At 61.8% G+C, this 19,673-nt stretch carries 16 protein-coding genes and 2 pseudogenes; 11 read left to right on the top strand and 7 right to left on the bottom strand.

Features of this window, described 5'->3' with window-relative positions; all coding sequences use genetic code 11:
* Together recB and recC are read right to left on the bottom strand one after the other, a co-directional pair.
* A pseudogene (gene recB / locus G113_RS07005) lies at positions 1-2,544 on the bottom strand (exodeoxyribonuclease V subunit beta); the annotation flags it as partial.
* Positions 2,544-5,946 (bottom strand): annotated as a pseudogene (gene recC, locus G113_RS07010) (exodeoxyribonuclease V subunit gamma). The pseudogenes recB and recC, both read right to left, overlap by 1 nt.
* A 101-nt stretch (positions 5,947-6,047) precedes the next feature.
* Here recC and G113_RS21965 point away from each other — a divergent pair.
* The gene (locus tag G113_RS21965; protein WP_269077626.1) at positions 6,048-6,170 is read left to right on the top strand and encodes a hypothetical protein; all 123 of its coding nucleotides are present in this window, start codon (positions 6,048-6,050) and stop codon (positions 6,168-6,170) included.
* Between the two features lie 12 nt (positions 6,171-6,182).
* Here G113_RS21965 and G113_RS07015 read toward each other — a convergent pair whose 3' ends face one another.
* The 3 genes from G113_RS07015 to G113_RS07025 all read right to left on the bottom strand — a co-directional run bounded on the left by G113_RS07015 (position 6,183) and on the right by G113_RS07025 (position 7,709).
* Positions 6,183-6,575: a DoxX family protein gene (locus tag G113_RS07015; RefSeq protein WP_005897467.1), complete on the bottom strand. Its 393-nt coding sequence runs from the start codon at positions 6,573-6,575 to the stop codon at positions 6,183-6,185.
* Positions 6,576-6,660: 85 nt separating this feature from the next.
* On the bottom strand, positions 6,661-7,347 hold the full coding sequence (locus tag G113_RS07020; protein WP_005897469.1) for a pirin family protein: 687 nt from the start codon (positions 7,345-7,347) through the stop codon (positions 6,661-6,663).
* A gap of 29 nt (positions 7,348-7,376) precedes the next feature.
* Positions 7,377-7,709 carry a hypothetical protein gene (locus tag G113_RS07025; protein ID WP_005897473.1) on the bottom strand — a complete coding sequence of 111 codons (333 nt, stop codon included), beginning with the start codon at positions 7,707-7,709 and terminating at the stop codon, positions 7,377-7,379.
* Positions 7,710-7,966: 257 nt separating this feature from the next.
* Here G113_RS07025 and G113_RS07030 point away from each other — a divergent pair, with 257 nt between their 5' ends.
* The gene (locus G113_RS07030; RefSeq protein WP_005897475.1) at positions 7,967-8,866 is read left to right on the top strand and encodes a LysR family transcriptional regulator; all 900 of its coding nucleotides are present in this window, start codon (positions 7,967-7,969) and stop codon (positions 8,864-8,866) included.
* A gap of 401 nt (positions 8,867-9,267) precedes the next feature.
* Positions 9,268-10,032: a helix-turn-helix domain-containing protein gene (locus G113_RS07035; protein ID WP_005897477.1), complete on the top strand. Its 765-nt coding sequence runs from the start codon at positions 9,268-9,270 to the stop codon at positions 10,030-10,032.
* Positions 10,033-10,079: 47 nt separating this feature from the next.
* Here G113_RS07035 and G113_RS07040 read toward each other — a convergent pair whose 3' ends face one another.
* Complete coding sequence (locus G113_RS07040; protein WP_005897480.1) at positions 10,080-10,802, bottom strand: UTRA domain-containing protein; 723 nt, start codon at positions 10,800-10,802, stop codon at positions 10,080-10,082.
* Positions 10,803-10,989: 187 nt separating this feature from the next.
* On the opposite strand from G113_RS07040, the gene G113_RS07045 reads away from it, so the two are divergent.
* The 6 genes from G113_RS07045 to G113_RS07070 all read left to right on the top strand — a co-directional run bounded on the left by G113_RS07045 (position 10,990) and on the right by G113_RS07070 (position 16,370).
* The gene (locus tag G113_RS07045; protein ID WP_005897483.1) at positions 10,990-12,051 is read left to right on the top strand and encodes an ABC transporter substrate-binding protein; all 1,062 of its coding nucleotides are present in this window, start codon (positions 10,990-10,992) and stop codon (positions 12,049-12,051) included.
* A 10-nt stretch (positions 12,052-12,061) separates the two neighbouring features.
* Positions 12,062-12,895, top strand: coding sequence for an alkaline phosphatase family protein (locus G113_RS07050; protein WP_005897486.1), 834 nt, complete (start codon positions 12,062-12,064; stop codon positions 12,893-12,895).
* Positions 12,895-13,791, top strand: coding sequence for an ABC transporter permease (locus tag G113_RS07055; RefSeq protein WP_005897489.1), 897 nt, complete (start codon positions 12,895-12,897; stop codon positions 13,789-13,791). The genes G113_RS07050 and G113_RS07055 overlap by 1 nt, the downstream gene beginning before the upstream one ends.
* Positions 13,784-14,560: an ABC transporter permease gene (locus G113_RS07060; RefSeq protein WP_005897493.1), complete on the top strand. Its 777-nt coding sequence runs from the start codon at positions 13,784-13,786 to the stop codon at positions 14,558-14,560. Before G113_RS07055 ends, G113_RS07060 begins: the two co-directional genes overlap by 8 nt.
* A gap of 58 nt (positions 14,561-14,618) precedes the next feature.
* On the top strand, positions 14,619-15,626 hold the full coding sequence (locus tag G113_RS07065) for an ABC transporter ATP-binding protein (RefSeq protein ID WP_005897496.1): 1,008 nt from the start codon (positions 14,619-14,621) through the stop codon (positions 15,624-15,626).
* 72 nt (positions 15,627-15,698) lie between these two features.
* Positions 15,699-16,370 carry an HAD family hydrolase gene (locus G113_RS07070; RefSeq protein WP_005897500.1) on the top strand — a complete coding sequence of 224 codons (672 nt, stop codon included), beginning with the start codon at positions 15,699-15,701 and terminating at the stop codon, positions 16,368-16,370.
* Positions 16,371-16,465: 95 nt separating this feature from the next.
* On the opposite strand, the gene G113_RS07075 is transcribed toward G113_RS07070, so the two are convergent.
* Positions 16,466-18,049 carry a sensor domain-containing diguanylate cyclase gene (locus G113_RS07075; RefSeq protein WP_005897503.1) on the bottom strand — a complete coding sequence of 528 codons (1,584 nt, stop codon included), beginning with the start codon at positions 18,047-18,049 and terminating at the stop codon, positions 16,466-16,468.
* A 101-nt stretch (positions 18,050-18,150) separates the two neighbouring features.
* Here G113_RS07075 and G113_RS07080 point away from each other — a divergent pair, with 101 nt between their 5' ends.
* On the top strand, positions 18,151-18,591 hold the full coding sequence (locus G113_RS07080) for a DUF2214 family protein (protein ID WP_005897506.1): 441 nt from the start codon (positions 18,151-18,153) through the stop codon (positions 18,589-18,591).
* Positions 18,592-18,693: 102 nt separating this feature from the next.
* Entirely contained in the window at positions 18,694-19,593 is a 900-nt protein-coding gene (locus G113_RS07085; protein WP_005897508.1) for a DMT family transporter, read from the top strand.
* Positions 19,594-19,673: the final 80 nt, after the last annotated feature.

Consider the following 19,673-nt stretch of genomic DNA (forward strand, 5'->3'; position numbering starts at 1 on the left):
CCCCGCCTCCCCCTTTTGCAGCAGGTAGCCGATGGCGGTGTGGTGCAGATCGGTCTGCTCCGACTTGCCCGCCCCGGCCCGCACCGGGGCCAGCCCCAGCCAGGTGGCGTAGACGCCGCGAGTCAGCGCCACATAGAGCAGCCGCAAGTCTTCGGCGAGGCGCTCCTTGTCGGCTTCGGCCAAGGATCCCTCGGCGCCGGTCAGATCGAGAATGGTGCGATTGCCCGCCTCAATCGCCTCATGGTAGAGCGGGGTCTCGGCGGCTCTGTGACTGCAGATGAAGGGCAGGAACACCAGGGGGTACTCCAACCCCTTGGATTTGTGGATGGTGACTATCTGCACCAGCTTGCGCTCGGATTCGAGCCGTAGTACCTGCTCCGCATCCTGGCCATTGGGGCGACTCACCGCTCCCCCAGCCAGCGCAGCAGGGCGTATTCGCCGTCCAGCTCGCAGCTCACCTGTTGCAGCAGCTCCCCGAGATGGAGGAAGTTGGTCAGCCGCCGCTCGCCATAGGGACTCGCCAGCAGGGAGGAGGCGAGATTGCGCCTGTGCAGCAGGGCTCGCAGCATCGCCAGCACGCCACGGCGGTGCCAGATCGCTCGGTACTCCATAAACTCCTGCACCGCGCTCTCCCAGGCCCGCTCATCCGAGGCCAGCGCGTCGAGCGCCCTGGCGTCGAGATCAAACAGGCCGGTGGCCAGCGCCGCGCGCAGGCTGCGCTCTTCGCTCGGGTTCTGGCAGGCGTGCAAAATCAGCAGTATCTCCCGCGCCTCCACCTGCTCCAGCACGCTCTCGCGGTTCGACAGATAGACGGAGGCGATGGCGAGGCGCGCCAGCTCCTGCTGCACCAGTCGGCCCTCGGCGCCGGTGCGCACCAGCACGGCAATGTCCCCGGCCTTGACCGGCTGGTCGCCAATCAGCGCCTTGCCCTCGCGAGCCAGGGTCAGCAGTCGGTGAATTTCCGCCGCCGTGGCACGGGCCATTCGGCTCTGGTAATCCCCGCGGTTGAAGGTGGGCTGGCCGGTCAGCTGCCAGCAGTGCAGCACGGGGGCAACTTGCCCATCGAGTTGCAGTGCCTTGCTCTTGCCCTGCGCCTCCACCGGCAGGAAGGGGATATCCGCTTCGTAGATAAAGGGATCCTTGGCCCGCTCGAACAGGCCGTTGACCGCCCCACCAGCGCGCCGCTGGAGCGCCAGTTGCGCCCCAGGCTGTAGTGGGCGCTCACATTTCGCCGCGCCTGGATGTAGGTAAAGATGTCGGCACCGCGAAAGCCGTAGATGGCCTGCTTGGGGTCGCCGATCATCAACAGCGCCGTGTCCTGGTGGCCGCCGTAGAGGCGATGGAAGATGCGGTACTGCTGGGGGTCGGTATCCTGGAATTCATCGATCATCGCCACTCTATAGCTGGCGCGAATGCGATCGCAGAGCCGCTCGCCAAGACTGGAGCCGAGCGCCCCGTCGAGATCTTTGAGCAGGTCATCGAACGAGAGTTGATGGGCTTGGCGCTTGCTCGCCTGCATCCGGCTGCGCACCACCTTGGCCGCCCGTTGCAGGATCAGATCCCTAATACCGGGACGGCTCGCCAGCAGCGCATCGATTTGCGCAAAAAGCGGCAGAGTCGGCATCGCGCCCCCCTTCTTGAGGTTCTCCTCCAGCACCGTCTGGCCGAAGCGATCCAGCTCCTTGGGGATGGCGTAGCCGCTGCTCTCGTCCTGCGCCCAGTCGCCGATCTTGGCGAGCCAGCCTTCGTAGTTCTTGCCGGTATAGCGGCTTACTTGCCCATCCGTCTGGCGGCGGATCTCGTCCCCTTGCGCCAGCCATTCGCACTTCACCGCCTCGATGCGGGCCATGGCCACCTGATGGCGCTCGGCCAGGGGTCTCGTCCCCCAGCGCAGGCAGTATCTCCAGCTCGCTGTTGTCGAGCCAGCTGCTCATCTCCCGCAGCAGGGCGGCGGGGCTCGGCCAGAGCGCGCGCACCGAGCTGGCGAGGGGTTTTATCCACCGGATAGAACTCGGTGCGCCAGTAGTCACTCACCGCCTGCAACCTGAGCTGGCTGTCGTCGGTCAAAAATTCTGTCTCGAACAGGGCGCCCGATTCGAAGGCGTTCTGTTTGAGCATGCGCTGGCAGAAGCCGTGGATGGTAAAGACAGCCGCCTCGTCCATCTGCCGCTCGGCGGCCAGCAGGCGGCGGGCCGCCAAGGGGTGATCCTCGACCTCCAGCAGCAGTTGGGTCAGCAGCGGATCTGTGCTCTCCCTGCCCATGAAGGCGAGGCGCGCCTCGTGGATACGGGCGCGGATCCGGCCACGCAGCTCGGCGGTGGCGGCTTCGGTAAAAGTCACCACCAGGATCTCGGTCACAGAGAGCGGCCGTTCGTGGGCGCTGGGCTGACCGGCCTCTTCACCCTCTTCGATGGCGGGACCATGGCCCAGCAAGAGGCGCAGGTAGAGCCCGGCGATGGTGTAGGTCTTGCCGGTACCGGCGGAGGCTTCGATCAGTCGTTCACCATGGAGGGGGAAACGCAGGGTATTGAGCGGGCTAGCCATTATTTCAGCTCCTCCAGGGTTTGATGCAGCGAGGTCAGGTGTTCACGGGCCAGTTCCTGCAACTGGGTCAGCACGGCGTCATTGAGCTCGGGGAAGCAGCGGGCAACATAGGGGTCCTCCCCTTCGCCATTGATCATCCAGCCACCATTGAAACGGCTGAGCGCCGCCTTGTCGGCGGCATCCGGTTTGTCCGGGTCCTTTTCCATCGCCTTGAACCAATCCCAGGCGGTATTGGGGAAGAAGGGCAGCGGCCGCTTCATGCCCTGCTGCCAGAGCGCCACCAGCGCCGCCAGTCTGGGGCGTGCCTCGTCAGCAGCCAGGGCCGGGAAGCGCCAGCTCAGCTTGGCATCGAACAGCAGGGTGTCGCCGGGAGCCTCGCTCAGGGAGAGGCAGAGGTGCTGGATCCAGCCCAGCAGCAGATCCTTGCCGTTGAAGCTGCCGGGCTTGATGATCAGCTGACGCCCTTTCTGGGTGTCTATCCAGCCTTGCAGCTGCCCTTGCGCCAGGGAGATATCGATCTCCACCGCCTGTTTCTGTGCCTCGTCACCCGCAACCCAGGGACGCAGCCGCTCGGCCAGGCCACCCATCTGTTTATCGAGGTCGTCCAGCAGCAGACGGCCAAACCAGCCCTGGGGCAATTGCCCCGAGAGGCGCAGCCGCTCGCGCCGCTTGTCCACACTATCGCTCCGCCCCGGGCCGTTCCCCTGTGCCAGATGGGAATCGAGCAGCAGACTCTTGAGCTGATAGTGCTGCAGGCCGTCCAGTTCGAACGGCTCGCTGTCTTCGATGTTGGCTTCGTTCAACTCGAACCACACCTTGAGACGGCGATTGAGGAAATACTTGGCGGGCTGGCGATAGAAACGCAGCAGCTCGGCCAGCTCCAGCCCCTGCTCCTTGCCCCATTCGGGGGCAGTGGCGCTCGCCACTCTGGAAACTTGGCCGCCCCCCGGCCACGGGGTAATCCGAAGGCGGGCAGCCAGTCGACGGCATAGGTAAAGAGCCGCGAACCCGCCTCCGGATAGAAGTAGTTGCGGCTGTAGGGGGTCAGCGGGTGCTCGACCACCAGGTGCTTGAGCAGCCGCTCGCCGGACTGCTCGTCTGGCAGTGTCTCATCTCCCGCCAGCACGAAGCCCTGGCGCACGTAGTCGACAAGCTCCGCCAGCAGCACTGAGGGCACCTTCGCACTGTTGTCCTGGGCGCTGAAGCCCTGATAGCTGATATAGAGCCCCTGCTGGGCGCTGAGCAGCGCCTCCAGGAAGAGATAGCGGTCATCGTCCCGGCGCGAGCGATCCCCGCGCCGACTGGCACTGGCCATCAGATCGAACCCCATGGGGGCCAGGGTGCGCGGGTAGACCCCATCGTTCATGCCAAGCAGACAGACCTGCTTGAAGGGGATGGATCGCATCGGCATCAGGGTACAGAAGTTGACCTGACCGGCGAGGAAACGCTGGCTGGAGCGCTGCTCTCCCAGCACGCTGCCAAGGTAGTCCTGCACCAGATCCGCCGTGATGGGCGCTCGAAGCGCGCCTCGGCCAGCGCCCCTCGCCACTCGACGAGCTGGCTGCGGATAAGTTGCAGCAGTCGCTCCTCCTCCTCGTCCGCCAGGTAGAAGCGCTCGAGCAGCTCATTGAGGCAAGCCGACCATGCGGGCAGGGAGTGTTCCCGTTGCAGACGCGGCAGGAACTCGGCGAGTGAATCGACGAACCAGGCCAGCTTGCCGAGCGCCAAGCCTTGTTGTCCCTCGATATCCGCGTAAGGCAATATGCCCGCCACCGGCTCGCCATCCCCCATGGCGAAGCCGAGCAACATGCGGCGCAGGCCGAACAGCCAGCTGTTGCCGGACAGGCGCGGCAGGTCGAAGCGCTCGGGGTAGGCATCGTCCAGTCCCCAGCGGATACCGGTCTCCTGCACCCAGACCCGCAGCTGGTTGAACTCGTCATCATCAAGCTCGAAGCGGCGCAGCACGGCGGGCACTTCGAGGATGGCGAGCAGCTCGCCGGCCCCCAGCCGGGCGTTGGGCAGCCTGAGCAGGGCGAGGAAGCTTTGCAGCAGCGGGCTCTCCTGACTCGCCGCCCGATCCGACACCGCGAAGGGGATCTGGCCGCGCGCACCAAACACCGCCTGAATATAGGGGCCGTAGCTGTTGACGTCCGGCATCATCACCACCACGTCTTTCGGACTCAAGGTCGAGTCCTGTTCGAACAGCGCCAACAGCTGGTCGTGCAACACCTCCAGCTCGCGCATCGGGCCGTGGCAGGCGTGGATCTGCAAGGATCCATCCTGAGGATCGACTGGGCTCTTGTGGTGGCTACCATCGAGACTGAACTGGCCCTCGCCCCGCGAGGCCAGATCCAGTACATCTTTCTGGACGGCGCGCAGCAGCCTGGCGTTGCCGTTATCGTCCAGATCGTCTATCTCGACGAAGGCCTCGATTTGCGGCACCTCCAGCTCCATCAGCTGATGCAGATAATCCCGTCCCAGCTTGCCCATGGAGGCGAGCAGCGGGTTGGCGGGCCCTTGCAGGCTCTCTATGTCGGTGCCGGGTTTGAGCTTGTTTTCGAGGCGGGCCAGGGTCTTTCTGTCCAGCAGATCCCCCCAGTAGTAGCGGCAGGGGTTGGTGACGAACAGATGCACCTCCACATCCTCCCGGCTACCCAGGGCCAGCAAGGCTTCCACATAGCGCGGCGGCAACGCCGAGATCCCAAATACAAACACCCGCCGAGGCAGCTTGCCCGGCAGCTGGGCGCTCTTTTGCAGCTCGTGGATGAACTCTTCATAGAGGTTGGCTCTATGGTAGCCACTGGGGCTCAGCGTCAGGGTGCGGGCCACCAGCTCCCGCCACAGTTCGGGCTGCCAATCCTGGCCGCTCACCCCGGCCAGCTCCTGACTCGCCGTTCCGACAAGTCCCTCTCCCTCTTCCCAGCGGGCGATCCAGTCCGGCCGATAGACCAGATATTGATCGAACAGGTCAGCAACCTTCTGGCACAGCTGCCACAGCCGCACCTGCTCGGGCGCCTGCGCGGGATCCTGGCCAGGATCCTCCCCCCCGCCACTGCCCAGGTAGGCGGCCAGGGGCGCGAAGGCGGGGCGTTCCAGCAGGGCGGGCAATATGGTCATCAGCTGCCAGCTCATGGATCCCTTGTTGTAGGGGCTCTGGCGCGGCACATCCGCCAACACTTGGGTAAACATCTCCCAGATGAAACTGGCGGGCAGCGGGAATTCGAGATTGGCGGCGATGCCGAATGCCTTGGCCAGTTCCAGCTTGAGCCACTGGGCCATGCCAGGACTCTGTACCAGGATCTGTTCCTGCTCGAAGGGGTGAGCGAGAGGTGCCTGCCGGATGTGGTTGACCAGCAGCTCCTTGAGCAGATCCAGCTGATTGGAGTGGTAGAGGGTAAACATGGACGACTCCCGCCAATTCAAACGAGGGGGTGAGCACGGAAAAAGATGAGCGATTCCCGTCACTTCACACGAAATGAGATTGTCAGGGATCGGGAGGGAAGATGCAAAAGGCGCTTGTGGTCGTGGCGCAGGTCCCCATCACACTGCCAGCATTCGCTGCGGCAAATGGCGGGCATAAAAAAGCCGGTGCTGCTGCACCGGCTAAAAAGCGTTGGAAAACTTGAACTATCAGGCTGTTACCAGCACTTGCCGAGGCGGGCATCCAGGCTGAAGGCGCCAGGACCGGCCGCCGCCAGGGCCAGGAAACCACCGGCCACCGAGAGGTTCTTCATGAACATCAGCATCTGCATCTGTTCGGCAGGCTGGTAATGGAAGAGGAAGGCCGCCATCAGGGTAAAGCCGGCCATCAGCACGGCGATGCTGCGGGTAAAGAGACCCAGCATGATGGCAAGACCACCGCCAAGCTCCAGCAGGATAACCAGGGGCAGCAGGGCGCCGGGAACCCCCATGGCCTCCATGTAACCTTGGGTACCAGCGTAGCCGCCGATCTTGCCCCAGCCTGCGATCACAAACATCAAGGCCAGCAGAATACGACCAACCAGCAGTGCCACATCTCTCATCTTGTCCATCTTCAGATTCCTTTGATAACCAATCACAGTGTTAATAGTGTAAGACCAAATTTCTAACTAACTCATTTCACCCAATATTTATCTATCAGGGCAGATCAAACAGCAGTGCCTCGCTCGCCGTTGAGGCGATCAGTGCCCAGTTCGCTTCGTCACGACTGAGTACTCCGTCGCCCGGCTGGGCGGCCAGACCGTTTGCGGTCAAGCTCCCAGAAATCATATGCAGGTAACCATGACGCCCTTGCAACGCCCATTCGAGGGTCTCCCCTTCGGCAAGTTGCAGGCGCCATACCCGGACCTGCTGCCGGATGCTGAAGGATCCAGCTTCCCCGGAGGGGGAAGCCACCAGCGTCATGCCTGGCTGGTTTTCTATCCGTTTCTGCTGATAACCGGGAGCCGTACCGAACTCGTTCGGCTCGATCCAGATCTGCAGCAGTTGCAGGGGCTCGCTCTGAGAGGGGTTGTATTCGCTGTGGCGAATGCCTGAACCCGCACTCATCAACTGGAAATCCCCGGCCGGGATCTGCTCGGCATGACCCAGGCTGTCCTTGTGCTCTATGGTGCCCTTGAGCACACAGGTCAAGATCTCCATGTTGGCGTGAGGGTGAGTGGCGAAACCGCCACCCGCTGCCACCATGTCGTCGTTGATGACACGCAAGGCTGAGTGCCCCATCCACTCTGGGTCGTAGTAGTGACCAAAGGAAAAACTGTGGTGAGTATCGAGCCAGCCAAAGTTGGCGTGACCTCGATCTGCTGCGGCTCTCAATTGCATCATGGTGTGCTCCTTACGCTATCAAGCAGTGGTTAACGCTGGCGACCGTCACCCAGACCGAAGGGGACACGGTACTGGCTGGACTCGTTGCCCAGGCTGACGGTCAAGGTGCCCTGAGTGCGGCTGGGCAGTTGTACCCGCTGAGTGCCCATCAGGCTGGCATGGACAGAGGTCAGCAGATCGCCGGACTCGTCACGAACCTCCAACATGGGGTTGGATTTGCCATCGATGACGGCGCTGGCTTGCCAGTTGACGAGCAAGGTACCCGGGGTGGCGCTGAAGTCAGCTGGCACGCTGGCCTGGGCCAGACCGGAACTCATCAGGCCTGCAACGGCCAGCACTTTGATTAGGTTTTTCATGTTCAATTCTCTCTTGAATTTTTATGTCATTGATAGGCCGTTCGGCCTGGGCCAATGCATCCATGCAAGAGACTATGTCAAATATTATGTTGTTCTTTTACTGAAAGCTGACCGACTATTCTTGAGGAAGTCACAGCCTGGAACTGCACTTATTTGGCCACTGAGCCATCCTGCTCAAGCGATGATTGAATGTTAAACCTGCATGACTTAAGTTGTTAGCGAGATAATCTGGCGATCATATTCAAAAATTTTGAAGGCTACTCATGAGCAAAGAACGCGCACTGACCCTGGAAGCCATTCGGGTGCTGGATGCCATAGAGAGACGGGGCAGCTTCGCCGCCGCCGCGGAGGAGCTGGGCAAGGTGCCTTCGGCACTGAGCTACACGGTGCAAAAACTGGAAGATGAGCTGGATGCCATGCTGTTTGACCGCAGCGGCCACAGAACCAAGTTCACCCCGGCCGGACGCATGCTGCTCGAGCAGGGTCGCTTGCTGCTGGCGGCCGCCGAGCATCTGGTGGGGGAGACCCGCGCCCTGGCGCGAGGCTGGGAAACCGACATCACCATAGCCGTGGATACTCTGGTGCCGGTGCAGGCGCTCTATCCGCTGGTGGAGCGGTTGAGCGAGCTGACCGATACCCGACTGCGGTTTCGGGCCGAGGTGTTGGCGGGCAGTTGGGAGACACTGGAAGATGGCCGTGCCGATCTGCTTATCTCCTCCTTGACCGGCGATCAGATGCTGACCGGCATCAAGCATCAGTCTCTGTTTGAAGAGGAGATGCTCTATGTGGCGCACCCGGATCACCCCCTGCATCAGGAGCCCGAGCCTCTGGCAGACGAAACCCTGCGCCGCTACCGCGCCATCGCCATCGCCGACACGGCGCGGCGCAAGCCCGCCCTCACCTACCGCCTGCTCGACAAGCAGCCGCGGCTCACCGTCAGCACCATGGCCGAAAAACGCGATGCGCTGCTGGCGGGGATCGGCGTCGGCACCATGCCGCTGGGCTGGGTAGCAGAGGATGTCAAGGCGGGCCGACTCAAGGTGATCAGCCCCGAGTATCGTCACCCCATCACAGTGGTGCTGGCATGGCGACGGGACAGCATGGGCAAGGCCAAGAGCTGGCTGGTGCGGGAGATACCCAAGCTGTTTGTCGCCAAGGCGTAATGCGTCACCGCTTGACGCCGTTGGCAAATTAGGGGAAAAGAAAAAAGCGGAACCCTGACGGGATCCGCTCAATTTGCCAGGAAAGAATAAAAACCTTTCGGTTTAAAAAAACCCTTAAATTGGAAGCAAACAATCGATTTCGCAACCAGGAAAGTCTCGAATTCGATTCGTGTTCGATTATGCGCGAACCAATATTCCTCGCCAGCACAATGTTGCAGAGTTGAAGGATGTGCACCGTCCGGTGTCATTTTCTGCAACCTTTGCCCCAAACTGGCCAGATCATCCCGCTTATTTCGACCCCTTGCTTTCCCCTGTTTTTTTAAAGTGTCAATATCTGAGCCCGAACCATGGAAAAGGTACACTTTTTGGCGGTTCATCAAATGCACATAAAGGAATGACGCATGACCTATAGCCAGACCCTGGCCAACAACATCCTCGACACCCTCAAGAAGACGCTGATCGACAAGGGGATCCGCTATCAGACCCTGGCCGAAGCCATGAACGTCTCCATCGCCACCATCAAGCGCATGATGAACAAGCCGTCCTTGCCATTCGATACCCTGCTGGAGATCTGCCATCTGGTGGGGCTCTCCTTCGAGGAGCTGCTGGAGCGCACCCAGGAGGCCCAGAGTCGCCGCGCCGTCTTCACCCAGGAACAGGACGAGGCATTTCACAACGAGCCGGGGCTCTACGCCTTCCTCGCCAACATCTTCTGGCGCGACAAGACACTGATCGATCTCAAGCGGGAGTATGGCCTGACCGATGCCTCCTGCTACCTCTATCTGCGCAAGCTGGAGAAGCTCGGCATACTCCAGCTCGGCATAGACAACAGCTTCCATTTTCTCATCAGCGAGCGGATCAACTTCGAGCAGCACAGCCGCTTCGCCCGCCAGCAGGCGCGCCAGGCCATGTCGGTGCTGGGTGACTATCTGGTGGAAAACATGCACAAGCAGAACAACTACATGGCGCTGTGCCAGTTGCATCTGGACGAGAGTGAGGCGTTCGCCCTGATCGAGCGGATGAAGGAGTACTGGCACCAGGAGCTCAAGCTCAACCGCCCCGCCATCGGCCAGCGGGAAGACACCAAGACCTATACCATGTCGTTGCAACTGGCCGACTGCGGCTATCAGAGCTTTGACGATCTCATCCCCAACATAGACGGCTAAACCTCAGCACAGGCCTCGTCCCCGGGCGAGGCCTGTCTCCCGCTCAGTCATGGTGGGCCGGGGCGAGTATCCAACGAGATGCATATTGCATCCGGCCGCCAGTGCTCTATATCGCAGTCGATCAATGCCCCGTCCTCATCGTAATTTATCCGCACCAGCCGCAGCACTGGGCTGCCCTGGGCAAGATTGAGCACCCGTGCTATCTCTCCCCGTGCCGCCACCGGCGTCACTTCCAGCCGGGCCCCCCCCTGCCCTATACCATATTCATGCCAGTAGAGCTCGGTGAGTGACCCCGCCAGAGGCTGGCACTCGATGCCAGGAAAGCGGGTTGCCAACAGATGGTGGCTGACGTGCAGCACGGGGCGGCCATCGATCAGCCGCTGGCGACGGATCCCGAACAACGGGGTGAAAGGGGTAATGGCCATCCAGTGACAAAGGTCGCTGCTGGCCAGCTCGGTCCCCTGACCGAGCAAGCGGGTCTCGGCGCTCCGTTGCTGCTCAGTGATCCACTGATGGAAATGGGTGTGACGAGCCGGATCGTAAATCAGCCTTGGCGGCGCCACGAACCAGCCCCGCCGCTCGGCACGGTAGATGATCCCCTCTGCTTCCAGGGTCGAGAGCGCCTCCTTGACCGTGATCCGGGTGGTGGCAAAGCGCTCGCTCAGGGCTCGCTCGGCGGGCAACTGCTGGCCAGCCGTCAACTGGCCGCTGTCGATATAACGGTGCAACGTCTGGCAGATTTGTTCACTCTTGGTAAGGAGTCTGGTCACGAGCCTGTCCTGGCATAGTCCAACGAATCGAATGCCATGCTTATATCCCGCCCAGATGAAGCTGCCATGACAGGCTACTTGCTACTCGAATGTCATCCAATCGCCACAAAAGTATCCCGGTACCGTCACATTGCCCCCCTAGCATCGTCCTCGAACCTTAACTGACCTAGTCCAGAAGGATGGGATGATGAAAACCTTGATCGCAAGTGCACTGGCCATCGCGGCCATCAGCCAGCCGTTTTTTGCAACGAATAGCTATGCTGCCGACAACATCGCGGATCTTGAAAAAGCCGCTCGCGGCGAAGGCCAGCTCAACAGTATCGGCATGCCCGATAGCTGGGCCAACTGGAAAGATACCTGGCAACAGCTGGGTGGCGTTTATGGCATCAAGCATCAGGACACCGACATGAGCTCGGCCCAGGAGATAGCCAAGTTCGCCGCCGAGAAGGCCAATGCCACCGCCGATATCGGTGACGTGGGTGGCGCCTTCGGCCCGGTCGCGGTCAAGCAGGGGGTCACCCAGCCCTACAAGCCCTCCACCTGGGCAGACATTCCCAACTGGGCCAAGGATGCGGACGGCCACTGGATGCTGGCCTACACCGGCACCATCGCCTTCCTGATCAACAAGGATCTGGTCAAGGCCGCCCCCACCAGCTGGCAATCCCTGCTCGGCGGTGACTACAAGGTGACCCTGGGGGATGTGGGTGTCGCCTCCCAGGCCAACAACGGCGTGCTGGCCGCGGCCTATGCCACCGGCGGCAGCGAGAAGAATCTCAAGCCCGCCTTGGAATTGTTTGGCAAGCTGGCCAAGCAGGGTCGCCTATCTCTCAACGATCCGACCATCGCCAACATCGAGAAGGGCGAGGTGGAAGTGGGTGTGCTGTGGGACTTCAACGCCCTCAACTACCGTGATCAGATAGACCCCAAGAAGTTTGCCGTGGTGATCCCGAGTGACGGCTCCGTCATCGCCGGTTACACCACCATCATCAACAAGTGGGCCAAGAACCCCAACGCCGCCAAGCTGGCACGGGAATACATCCTCTCCGATGCCGGTCAAATCAACCTGGCCCGGGGCTATGCCCGTCCCATCCGCAGCAATGTGGTGCTGCCCGATGACGTGAAAGCCAAACTGTTGCCCGCCGAGCAGTATGCCAATGCCAAGCCGGTGCAGGATCACGCCGCCTGGGAGCAGAGCTCCAAGGCCCTGCCGCGCCAGTGGCAAGAAACCGTCATGATCAACATGCAGTAAGGACACGCCAGTGCAACACAAGGTGATAGTGGTACTTGTGGATGGCTTGTCTGCCGAGGTAGCCCACACCATGGGCTACCTCGCGGGCATGGTGGAGGCACAGCGCGGCCTGTATACGACCCTGAGCTGCGCCCTGCCCTCCCTCTCCCGCCCGCTCTACGAGTGCATCCTGACCGGAATTCCACCGGTAACCAGCGGCATCAGCCATAACGGCGTCAGCCGGCTGAGCCGGCATGAATCCATCTTCCATCTCGCACGGACCGGCGGCAAACGCACCGCGGCCGCGGCTTATCACTGGGTGAGCGAGCTCTATAATCGCAGCCCCTGGCAAGCGCTGCGGGATCGCTTTACCCATGACGAGCAGCTGCCTATCCAGCACGGCTGCTTCTACTGGGATGACGGCTACCCCGACAGCCATCTGTTGATGGATGGCGAGTGGCTGCGAACCCAGCATGACCCCGACTTTCTGCTGATCCACCCCATGGGGGTGGACGATGCGGGCCACAAGTTTGGCCTGGATTCCCGCCAGTACCGCAATCAGGCGCGGCGCATGGACAGCTTGCTGGCCGACCTGCTGCCCCAGTGGCTGGCCGAGGGGTATCAGGTGGTGATCACCTCGGATCACGGCATGAACGAGGATCTGAGCCACGGCGGCACCTTGCCGGCAGAACGCACCGTGCCGCTCTGGCTGTTTGGCGATGCCTTCGTGGCCCAGTGGCCAGCTGGTCCCGCCATCCAGCAGACCCAGCTCTGCGGCCTGATGGCCGACCTGCTCGGGGTTGCCCATGACAAGCCGAGCGGCCCGCCACTGCTCAAGGCTGCTTTCTTGCGCGAGGTGCATTGATGATGCCTGCCACCACAGAGATCCTGCCGGATCACGCCACGATCCCACGCCGCACCCGCCGCCACTGGCTACCCGCCCTGGTGCTGCTGCCATTTTTCCTGTTGCTGATCCTGTTCCAGCTCGCCCCCATGGTGTGGGTGCTGGTGGGCAGTTTTCAGACCCCGGATGGCTGGGGCCTGGGTTATTACCGGGAGATCCTGAACTCCCCCTTCTACCTGCAATCTTTCACCAACTCATTGCGCATCGCCGGCATTGCCAGCCTGGCAGGGCTCGCCATCGGCACCCTGGGGGCGGCGGCGCTGCGCCACAGCGGTGAGCGGGTCAAGCGCATGCTGCTCGCCTTCGTCACCATGACGGGGAATTTCAGCGGCGTACCCCTGGCGTTCGCCTTCATCATCATTCTCGGTATCAACGGCGCCCTTACCCTGCTGCTCAAGTCCTGGGGCCTCATCGACGGCTTCAACCTCTACTCGGGGGCAGGTCTCATCCTCATCTACACCTATTTCCAGATCCCCCTCGCCCTGTTGCTGCTCTATCCGGCCTTCGATGCACTGCAGGATGACTGGCCCCAGGCCGCCGCCCTGCTCGGCGCCAGCAAGAGGCAATATGTGTGGCAGGTGGCGCTGCCGGTGCTGACGCCGGCACTGCTCGGCACCCTGATCATTCTCTTTGCCAACGCGGTGGGGGCCTATGCCTCCGCCTATGCCCTCACCACGGGCAACTTCAACCTGGTGACCATCCGGGTGGCGAGCCTGGTATCAGGGGACATCTTCCTCGAGCCCAATCTCGCGGCAGCCCTGGCGGTGATCCTGATGGTGCTGCTGGGGGTGGTGACGGCGGCGAATCAGTGGCTGCTCAAGCACAGCTACCTTGCGAAGGGGAATAGCCATGAGTGAACTCCAGCCAAGCTGGCCGCGCTGGGTGCTCGGCGCTCTGGTAACCGTCCTGATATTGCCTCTGCTGGCGACCCTGCTCTATTCACTCTCTACCCGCTGGGGAGCCACCCTGCTGCCGGATGGCTTCACCTTCGACTGGTATCTGCAGCTGTGGGAGGATCCGCGCTTCCTGGCCGCCTTCGGCCGCAGCCTGCTGGTCTGCTTCGCCACCCTGCTATTGGGAACCCTGGTGCTGGTACCGACCGTGCTGGTGGTGGCCTATTACTTTCCCAGGCTGGATCCCTGGATGAACCTGCTGATCCTGCTGCCCTTCGCGGTGCCGCCGGTGGTCTCCTCGGTGGGGCTGCTGCAGATCTACTCAAGCGGCCCGCTACCCATCATTGGCACGCCGTGGATCCTGGTGGGCACCTGGTTCACCATAGTGCTCCCCTTCATGTACCGGGCGCTGGCCAACAGCTTGCAGGGCGTACCGCTGAAGGATCTGATGGATGCCGCCCACCTGCTGGGGGCCAGCAGCGCACGCGCCTTCGCCCTGGTGATACTGCCAAATCTGCGCAAGGGACTGCTCTCGGCGCTGTTTTTGTCACTCTCCTTCCTGCTCGGCGAGTTCGTGTTCGCTAACATGCTGGTGGGCACCCGTTACGAAACCCTGCAGGTCTATCTCTACAACATGAGGTCCACCTCGGGCCACTTCACCAGTGCCCTGGTGATGAGCTACTTCCTGCTGACCCTGCTGCTCACCTGGGCAGCCAATCGCTTTCATCGGTGACGGCCACATGTTCCGCGCCCCTCGCTGCCCGGCAGCACAACCTGATCGGTGACAAGACATGTTCCATCTAGAAGTGAATCAACTGCACAAATCCTACGGCGACACCAAGGTATTCGAAGGGATAGAGTTCGGCATCCGCAAGGGGGAGCTGGTCACACTGCTAGGCCCCTCCGGCTGCGGCAAATCCACCCTGCTGCGGGCGCTTGCCGGACTGACCCCGGTCGATGGCGGCCAGGTGCGGGTAGCCGGTGAGGACATCACCTGGCAGGCGCCCCAGAAACGCGGCATCGGCATGGTGTTCCAGAGCTATGCCCTCTTCCCCAACATGACGGTGTGGGACAACGTCGCCTTCGGCCTCAAAATGAAACCTCAGCCGGGGCGTGAACTGGCGGCCAGCGTGCAGGAAGCGCTCAGTCTGGTGGAACTGGATGGCTTCGAGCTGCGCTATCCGAACGAACTCTCCGGCGGCCAACGCCAGCGGGTTGCCCTGGCCCGGGCCCTGGTAGTGCGGCCGCGCATCCTGCTGCTGGACGAACCGCTCTCTGCGCTGGATGCCCGCATCCGCCGCAGCCTGCGCCAGCAGATCCGCGAGATCCAGCAACGCCTGGAGCTCACCACCATCTTCGTCACCCATGATCAGGAAGAAGCGCTCACCATGTCGGATCGGGTGTTTCTGATGAACAAGGGAGAGATAGTACAAAGCGGCACTCCGGAGCAGATCTACACCCAGCCTGCCAATGAATTCGTGGCGAGCTTTATCGGCCACTACAACCTGTTGAGCCCCGAGCAGGCCAACCGGTGGCTGGGCGGATCCCGCAACGCCAAGCTGGCACTGCGGCCCGAGGCCATCGCATTGCTGCCTCAGGAGGCCAGCCCTCCCGAACCCCATCTGCCCGGGGTAATACGCCACCAGCAGCTGCTCGGCAACATCATCCGCTATCAGGTGGCGTGCGAGGCGGGGCTCTTGACGGTGGACGTCCTCAACCGCTCGGCCCGTGACCTGCTGCCGGTAGGTCGTGCAGTCACCCTGGCGGTGGCCCGGGATCAGCTGCGTGAGGTAGCATAGCGATGCAGCAGACCCCATTGTTACCCGGTGCGCGGTCACAGGCCCGCCCGCTATTCCCAGCAAGGAGCTGACATGGCACTGGCACTGTTTGATTTGGATGACACCCTGATTGCCGGGGATTCCGCCAGCCTCTGGCTGGAGTACATGGTGGCAGAGGAGCTGGCCCCGGCGGGCATGGTGGCCGAGGAGCAGGCCATGATGTCCCTCTACCATCAGGGCAAGATGGACATGCACCAGTACATGGCATTTACTCTGCAACCCCTGGCGGGCAAGACGCGCCAGTGGCTCGACTCGCTCTGTACCCGCTTCGCCGAGCAGGTGCTGCGCGAGCGCCTCTACCCGCAAGGGCTGGCCCGTATCGATTGGCATCGAAAACAGGGCGATACCCTGGTGCTGATCTCCGCCTCAGGCGAACATCTGGTCACCCCCATGGCGCGCATGTTGGGGATGGATCACTGCATCGCCATCCTGCTTGATGAGGAAGAGGGTCTACTGACCGGTCAGACCCGGGGCACCCTGAGCTTTAGAGAGGGCAAGGTGGCGCGCATCAACCAGCTGTTTGGCGGGCTTGACGATCCCTGGCAGGGGAGCTTTGGTTACAGCGACTCCCACAACGATCTGCCGTTGCTGCAAGCTGTGGCACTTCCCCATGCGGTCAACCCGGCGCCCCGCCTTCGCCAAGCCGCCGAGCAGGCGGGTTGGCCCTGCCTGCACTGGCAACTCGTCGAGGAAAAGGTGCAATAACGGCGATCAGGGGCCGAGACAGCCTCCATGATCCGGATAAAAACAGAGGAGGCCGCTGGCCTCCTCTGTTTTTATCCGCGACCGCCACGCTTCGGCTATACCGATCCGAGCGCAGGATCTGGGGTTGGCGCCACCGCTCCCGCTTGATAGCAGCGGTTCTTGCCCGCCCGTTTGGCGCGATAGACCTCGGCATCCGCCGTGACGATCAACTCCTTGGCCTCCCGGGCCTGGCCACTGGCCACCAGGCCGCAGCTCAAAGTAACCCGCAGTCCCGGCTCGCGCCACACCAGCGTCGCAATCTGCTCACGAAACTCGTCGAGCAGGGCGAAGATCATCCCCTGATCCTCCCCCGTGAGCAGGGCCACCAGCTCCTCGCCGCCGTAGCGGCAGACCCAGCCCCGCTCGCCCAGCTGTTCCATGGCCAGGGTGGCAACCCGCTTGAGCACCATGTCCCCGGTGTGGTGTCCGAAGGTATCGTTGACCGCCTTGAAGTCGTCGAGATCAAACATGGCGAGGAAGAAGGGTTCCCTCTCGTCAAGCAATTCTGCCAGCTGATCATCGAAGAAGCGGCGATTGTAGAGGCCGGTCAACTTGTCGAGGTTCGCCAGCTGCCGGACTTCATGAAGATCCTGACTGGTTGCGGCCAACTCGGCATAGATGTGCTTCAACTCCCGAATGTCTCCCAGCTGAGTCGCCGAGGGATCATCACGGCTGTAGCGGATCATCCGGGCAATCTCGTTGAGCATGCTCTTGAAATAACGGGTCCAGACGATGGCCAGCACCAGATAGAGCACCGACGCCAGCACCACCATCAACTGTACGTTGAGAGAGGCCCGCGCCACCGTCTGATTAAGACTGGCCGCGGGCTTTATGCTCATCAGCACCCAGCCCTGTTCCGGCAAGTGGCTGTAAGAGACAAACTGACGATTGCTCTCATCGAGGAAGAGCCCCCTGTCATCGGCAAACCGCCTGAGCCAGCCGGGGTGGGGCATCATCTTGAATAGCTGCTGGGGATCAGGGTGAGCCAGCTGACGACCCGAGGCATTGATGATGCTCTGATAGCCATCTTCCCCCGGGCGGTTGAGCAAGGCCGAGAGCGGCTGCAGCTGGGCATCGACCGCGAACACCCCCAGGGTCTTTCCCTGGGGATCAGTGAGAGTCTTCGCCATGGAGATCAGCAGGTTCCCCGTGGTGTAGTCGTAATAGGGCTCGGTCCAGACCAGTCGCCCCGGGTGAGTCATGGCCAACTGGTACCAGGGTCTGGTACGGGGATCATAGGCGGGATTCTGATCCCAGTCCGGGTAGCTGAGCACCTGACGCCGCTCGGTGCCGAGGTAGATGGCGATAAGATCCGGGGCCAGCCCCTTGTAGAGTCGCCAGTCATGCAGGTAGATGTTGGTGTGGCCAAGTTCACTGCCACTGACATCCTCGGCCTTCACTTGGCCATAGATAAGGGTAAACTGTCGCTCCAGCTCGGCCAGGTAAGGCTCAACCAGGCTCTCGCGCAACTGGTTGTTGTTGGCGATGAGACGCTGCTCCAGTTCCTGTTGCAGGCTGCGGGCCATGTGCAGATAGTAAATGCCCCCCAGCACCAGCACTGGAATAAACAGAACAAGCAGGCCAAGCCTCATGCGGCTCACCAGAGACCAATACTTTTTGGTGGTAGGAGACTTGCTCAAACTGGACTCCAGTGACAGGGGCGTTTGAGTCAGATTAACAGTCCGTCGCGACTGCGTCCAAAGGAAGAAAAGATGCTCACTGACCCACAACCAACGTTGCCATGCTGACCCACGACAACTGGATCACGATTCATTTTTGCGCCCTGATACTGCTCACCGGCGCCCTCACCTCTGAGTATTTTCTGTTCAGGCGCGGCATGTCCATCGAGCAGGTGCGCAAGTTGCTGATCGCCGATGGTCTGGCGGCGCTGGCCCTGTTGCTGCTGTTTGTCAGCGGCTTGATGCAACTCTACGCAGATCCTCAGGGACCGACAGAACTGCTGCAATTGCCAAGTTACCGGCTCAAGCTGGCACTCTTCATGCTGATGGCGCTGAGCTTCGGCTATCCGAGTCGCCTCTTCTATCGCTGGCGGCAATCCCTGCGCCGAGGCAGGGCTCCCATGGTGTCGACTCAACAGCAGCTGTGGGTGATCTGGATATTGCGCATCGACCTGCTGCTGCTGATGCTGATCCCGCTGCTGGCCCACACCTCCAGCTCCTGAACCAATCGCAGAAGGATCGTCTGAGCCCGACCAAGACAAACACCATGGCAGTCGGTATGGTGATGAAGGAACTTCAACTTTTTGATTTCAGGGATGAAACCTATGCGTTCTAACATGATGTTGCTGATGGCCGCCGCCATCTGGGGGTTGGGCTTTGTCGCCCAGCGTCTGGGGATGGATCACATGGGGCCTTACACCTTCAATGGCCTGCGCTTTCTGCTCGGAGCCCTCTCTCTCCTGCCCCTGCTCTGGTGGCTAAAATCCCGCCAGCCGATCCAACAGAGCGGCGAAGACAACCCGCGCCTGCTGCTGATCGGCGGCACCCTGGCAGGCGTCGTGCTGTTTTGTGCCGCCTCCCTGCAACAGGTGGGGCTGCTCTACACCACGGCCGCCAAGGCGGGTTTCATCACGGGTCTCTACATCATACTGGTGCCGGTGATCGGTCTGCTGCTGCACCACAAGACGGGGGCCAACACCTGGGTAGGTGCCCTGATCGCCATGGTCGGACTCTATGTGTTGAGCGTGACCGAGGATTTCACCATCGGCTATGGCGATCTGCTGCAAGTGATCGGCGCCCTGTTCTGGGCTATCCACCTGCTGGTGCTGGATCACTACTCCAACCGGGTAGCCCCTATCCGCCTGGCCGGGGTGCAATTCGTGGTATGCGGGCTGCTCAGCCTGGGCACAGCGTTCGCCATCGAGACGCCGACCCTGGACGGGGCCATCGCTGGCTGGCAAGCCTTGCTCTATGCCGGTCTGGTGTCGGTCGGGGTGGGCTATACCTTGCAAGTCGTGGGGCAACGGGGCGCCCATCCGGCCCACGCCGCCATCATCCTCAGCCTGGAGACGGTGTTCGCCGCCATTGGTGGTGTGCTGCTGCTCGGCGAGATCCTCGACGAACGCGCCGTCATCGGCTGCGTGCTGATGCTGACCGGCATGCTTCTCTCCCAGGTAAGACTGCGCTGGTGGTGGAAGTCCCGCCGCAACAAGCTGCCCGGCTAACCTTGAGTGAGCCCCTCCTATCATTTGGCGGCGCCCTGATGCTGCCCACCCATAGGCTGCTATCCCAGACAAGACTGTGC

Origin of the sequence: Aeromonas molluscorum 848 (genome assembly GCF_000388115.1) — a bacterium.
Taxonomy (GTDB): domain Bacteria; phylum Pseudomonadota; class Gammaproteobacteria; order Enterobacterales; family Aeromonadaceae; genus Aeromonas; species Aeromonas molluscorum.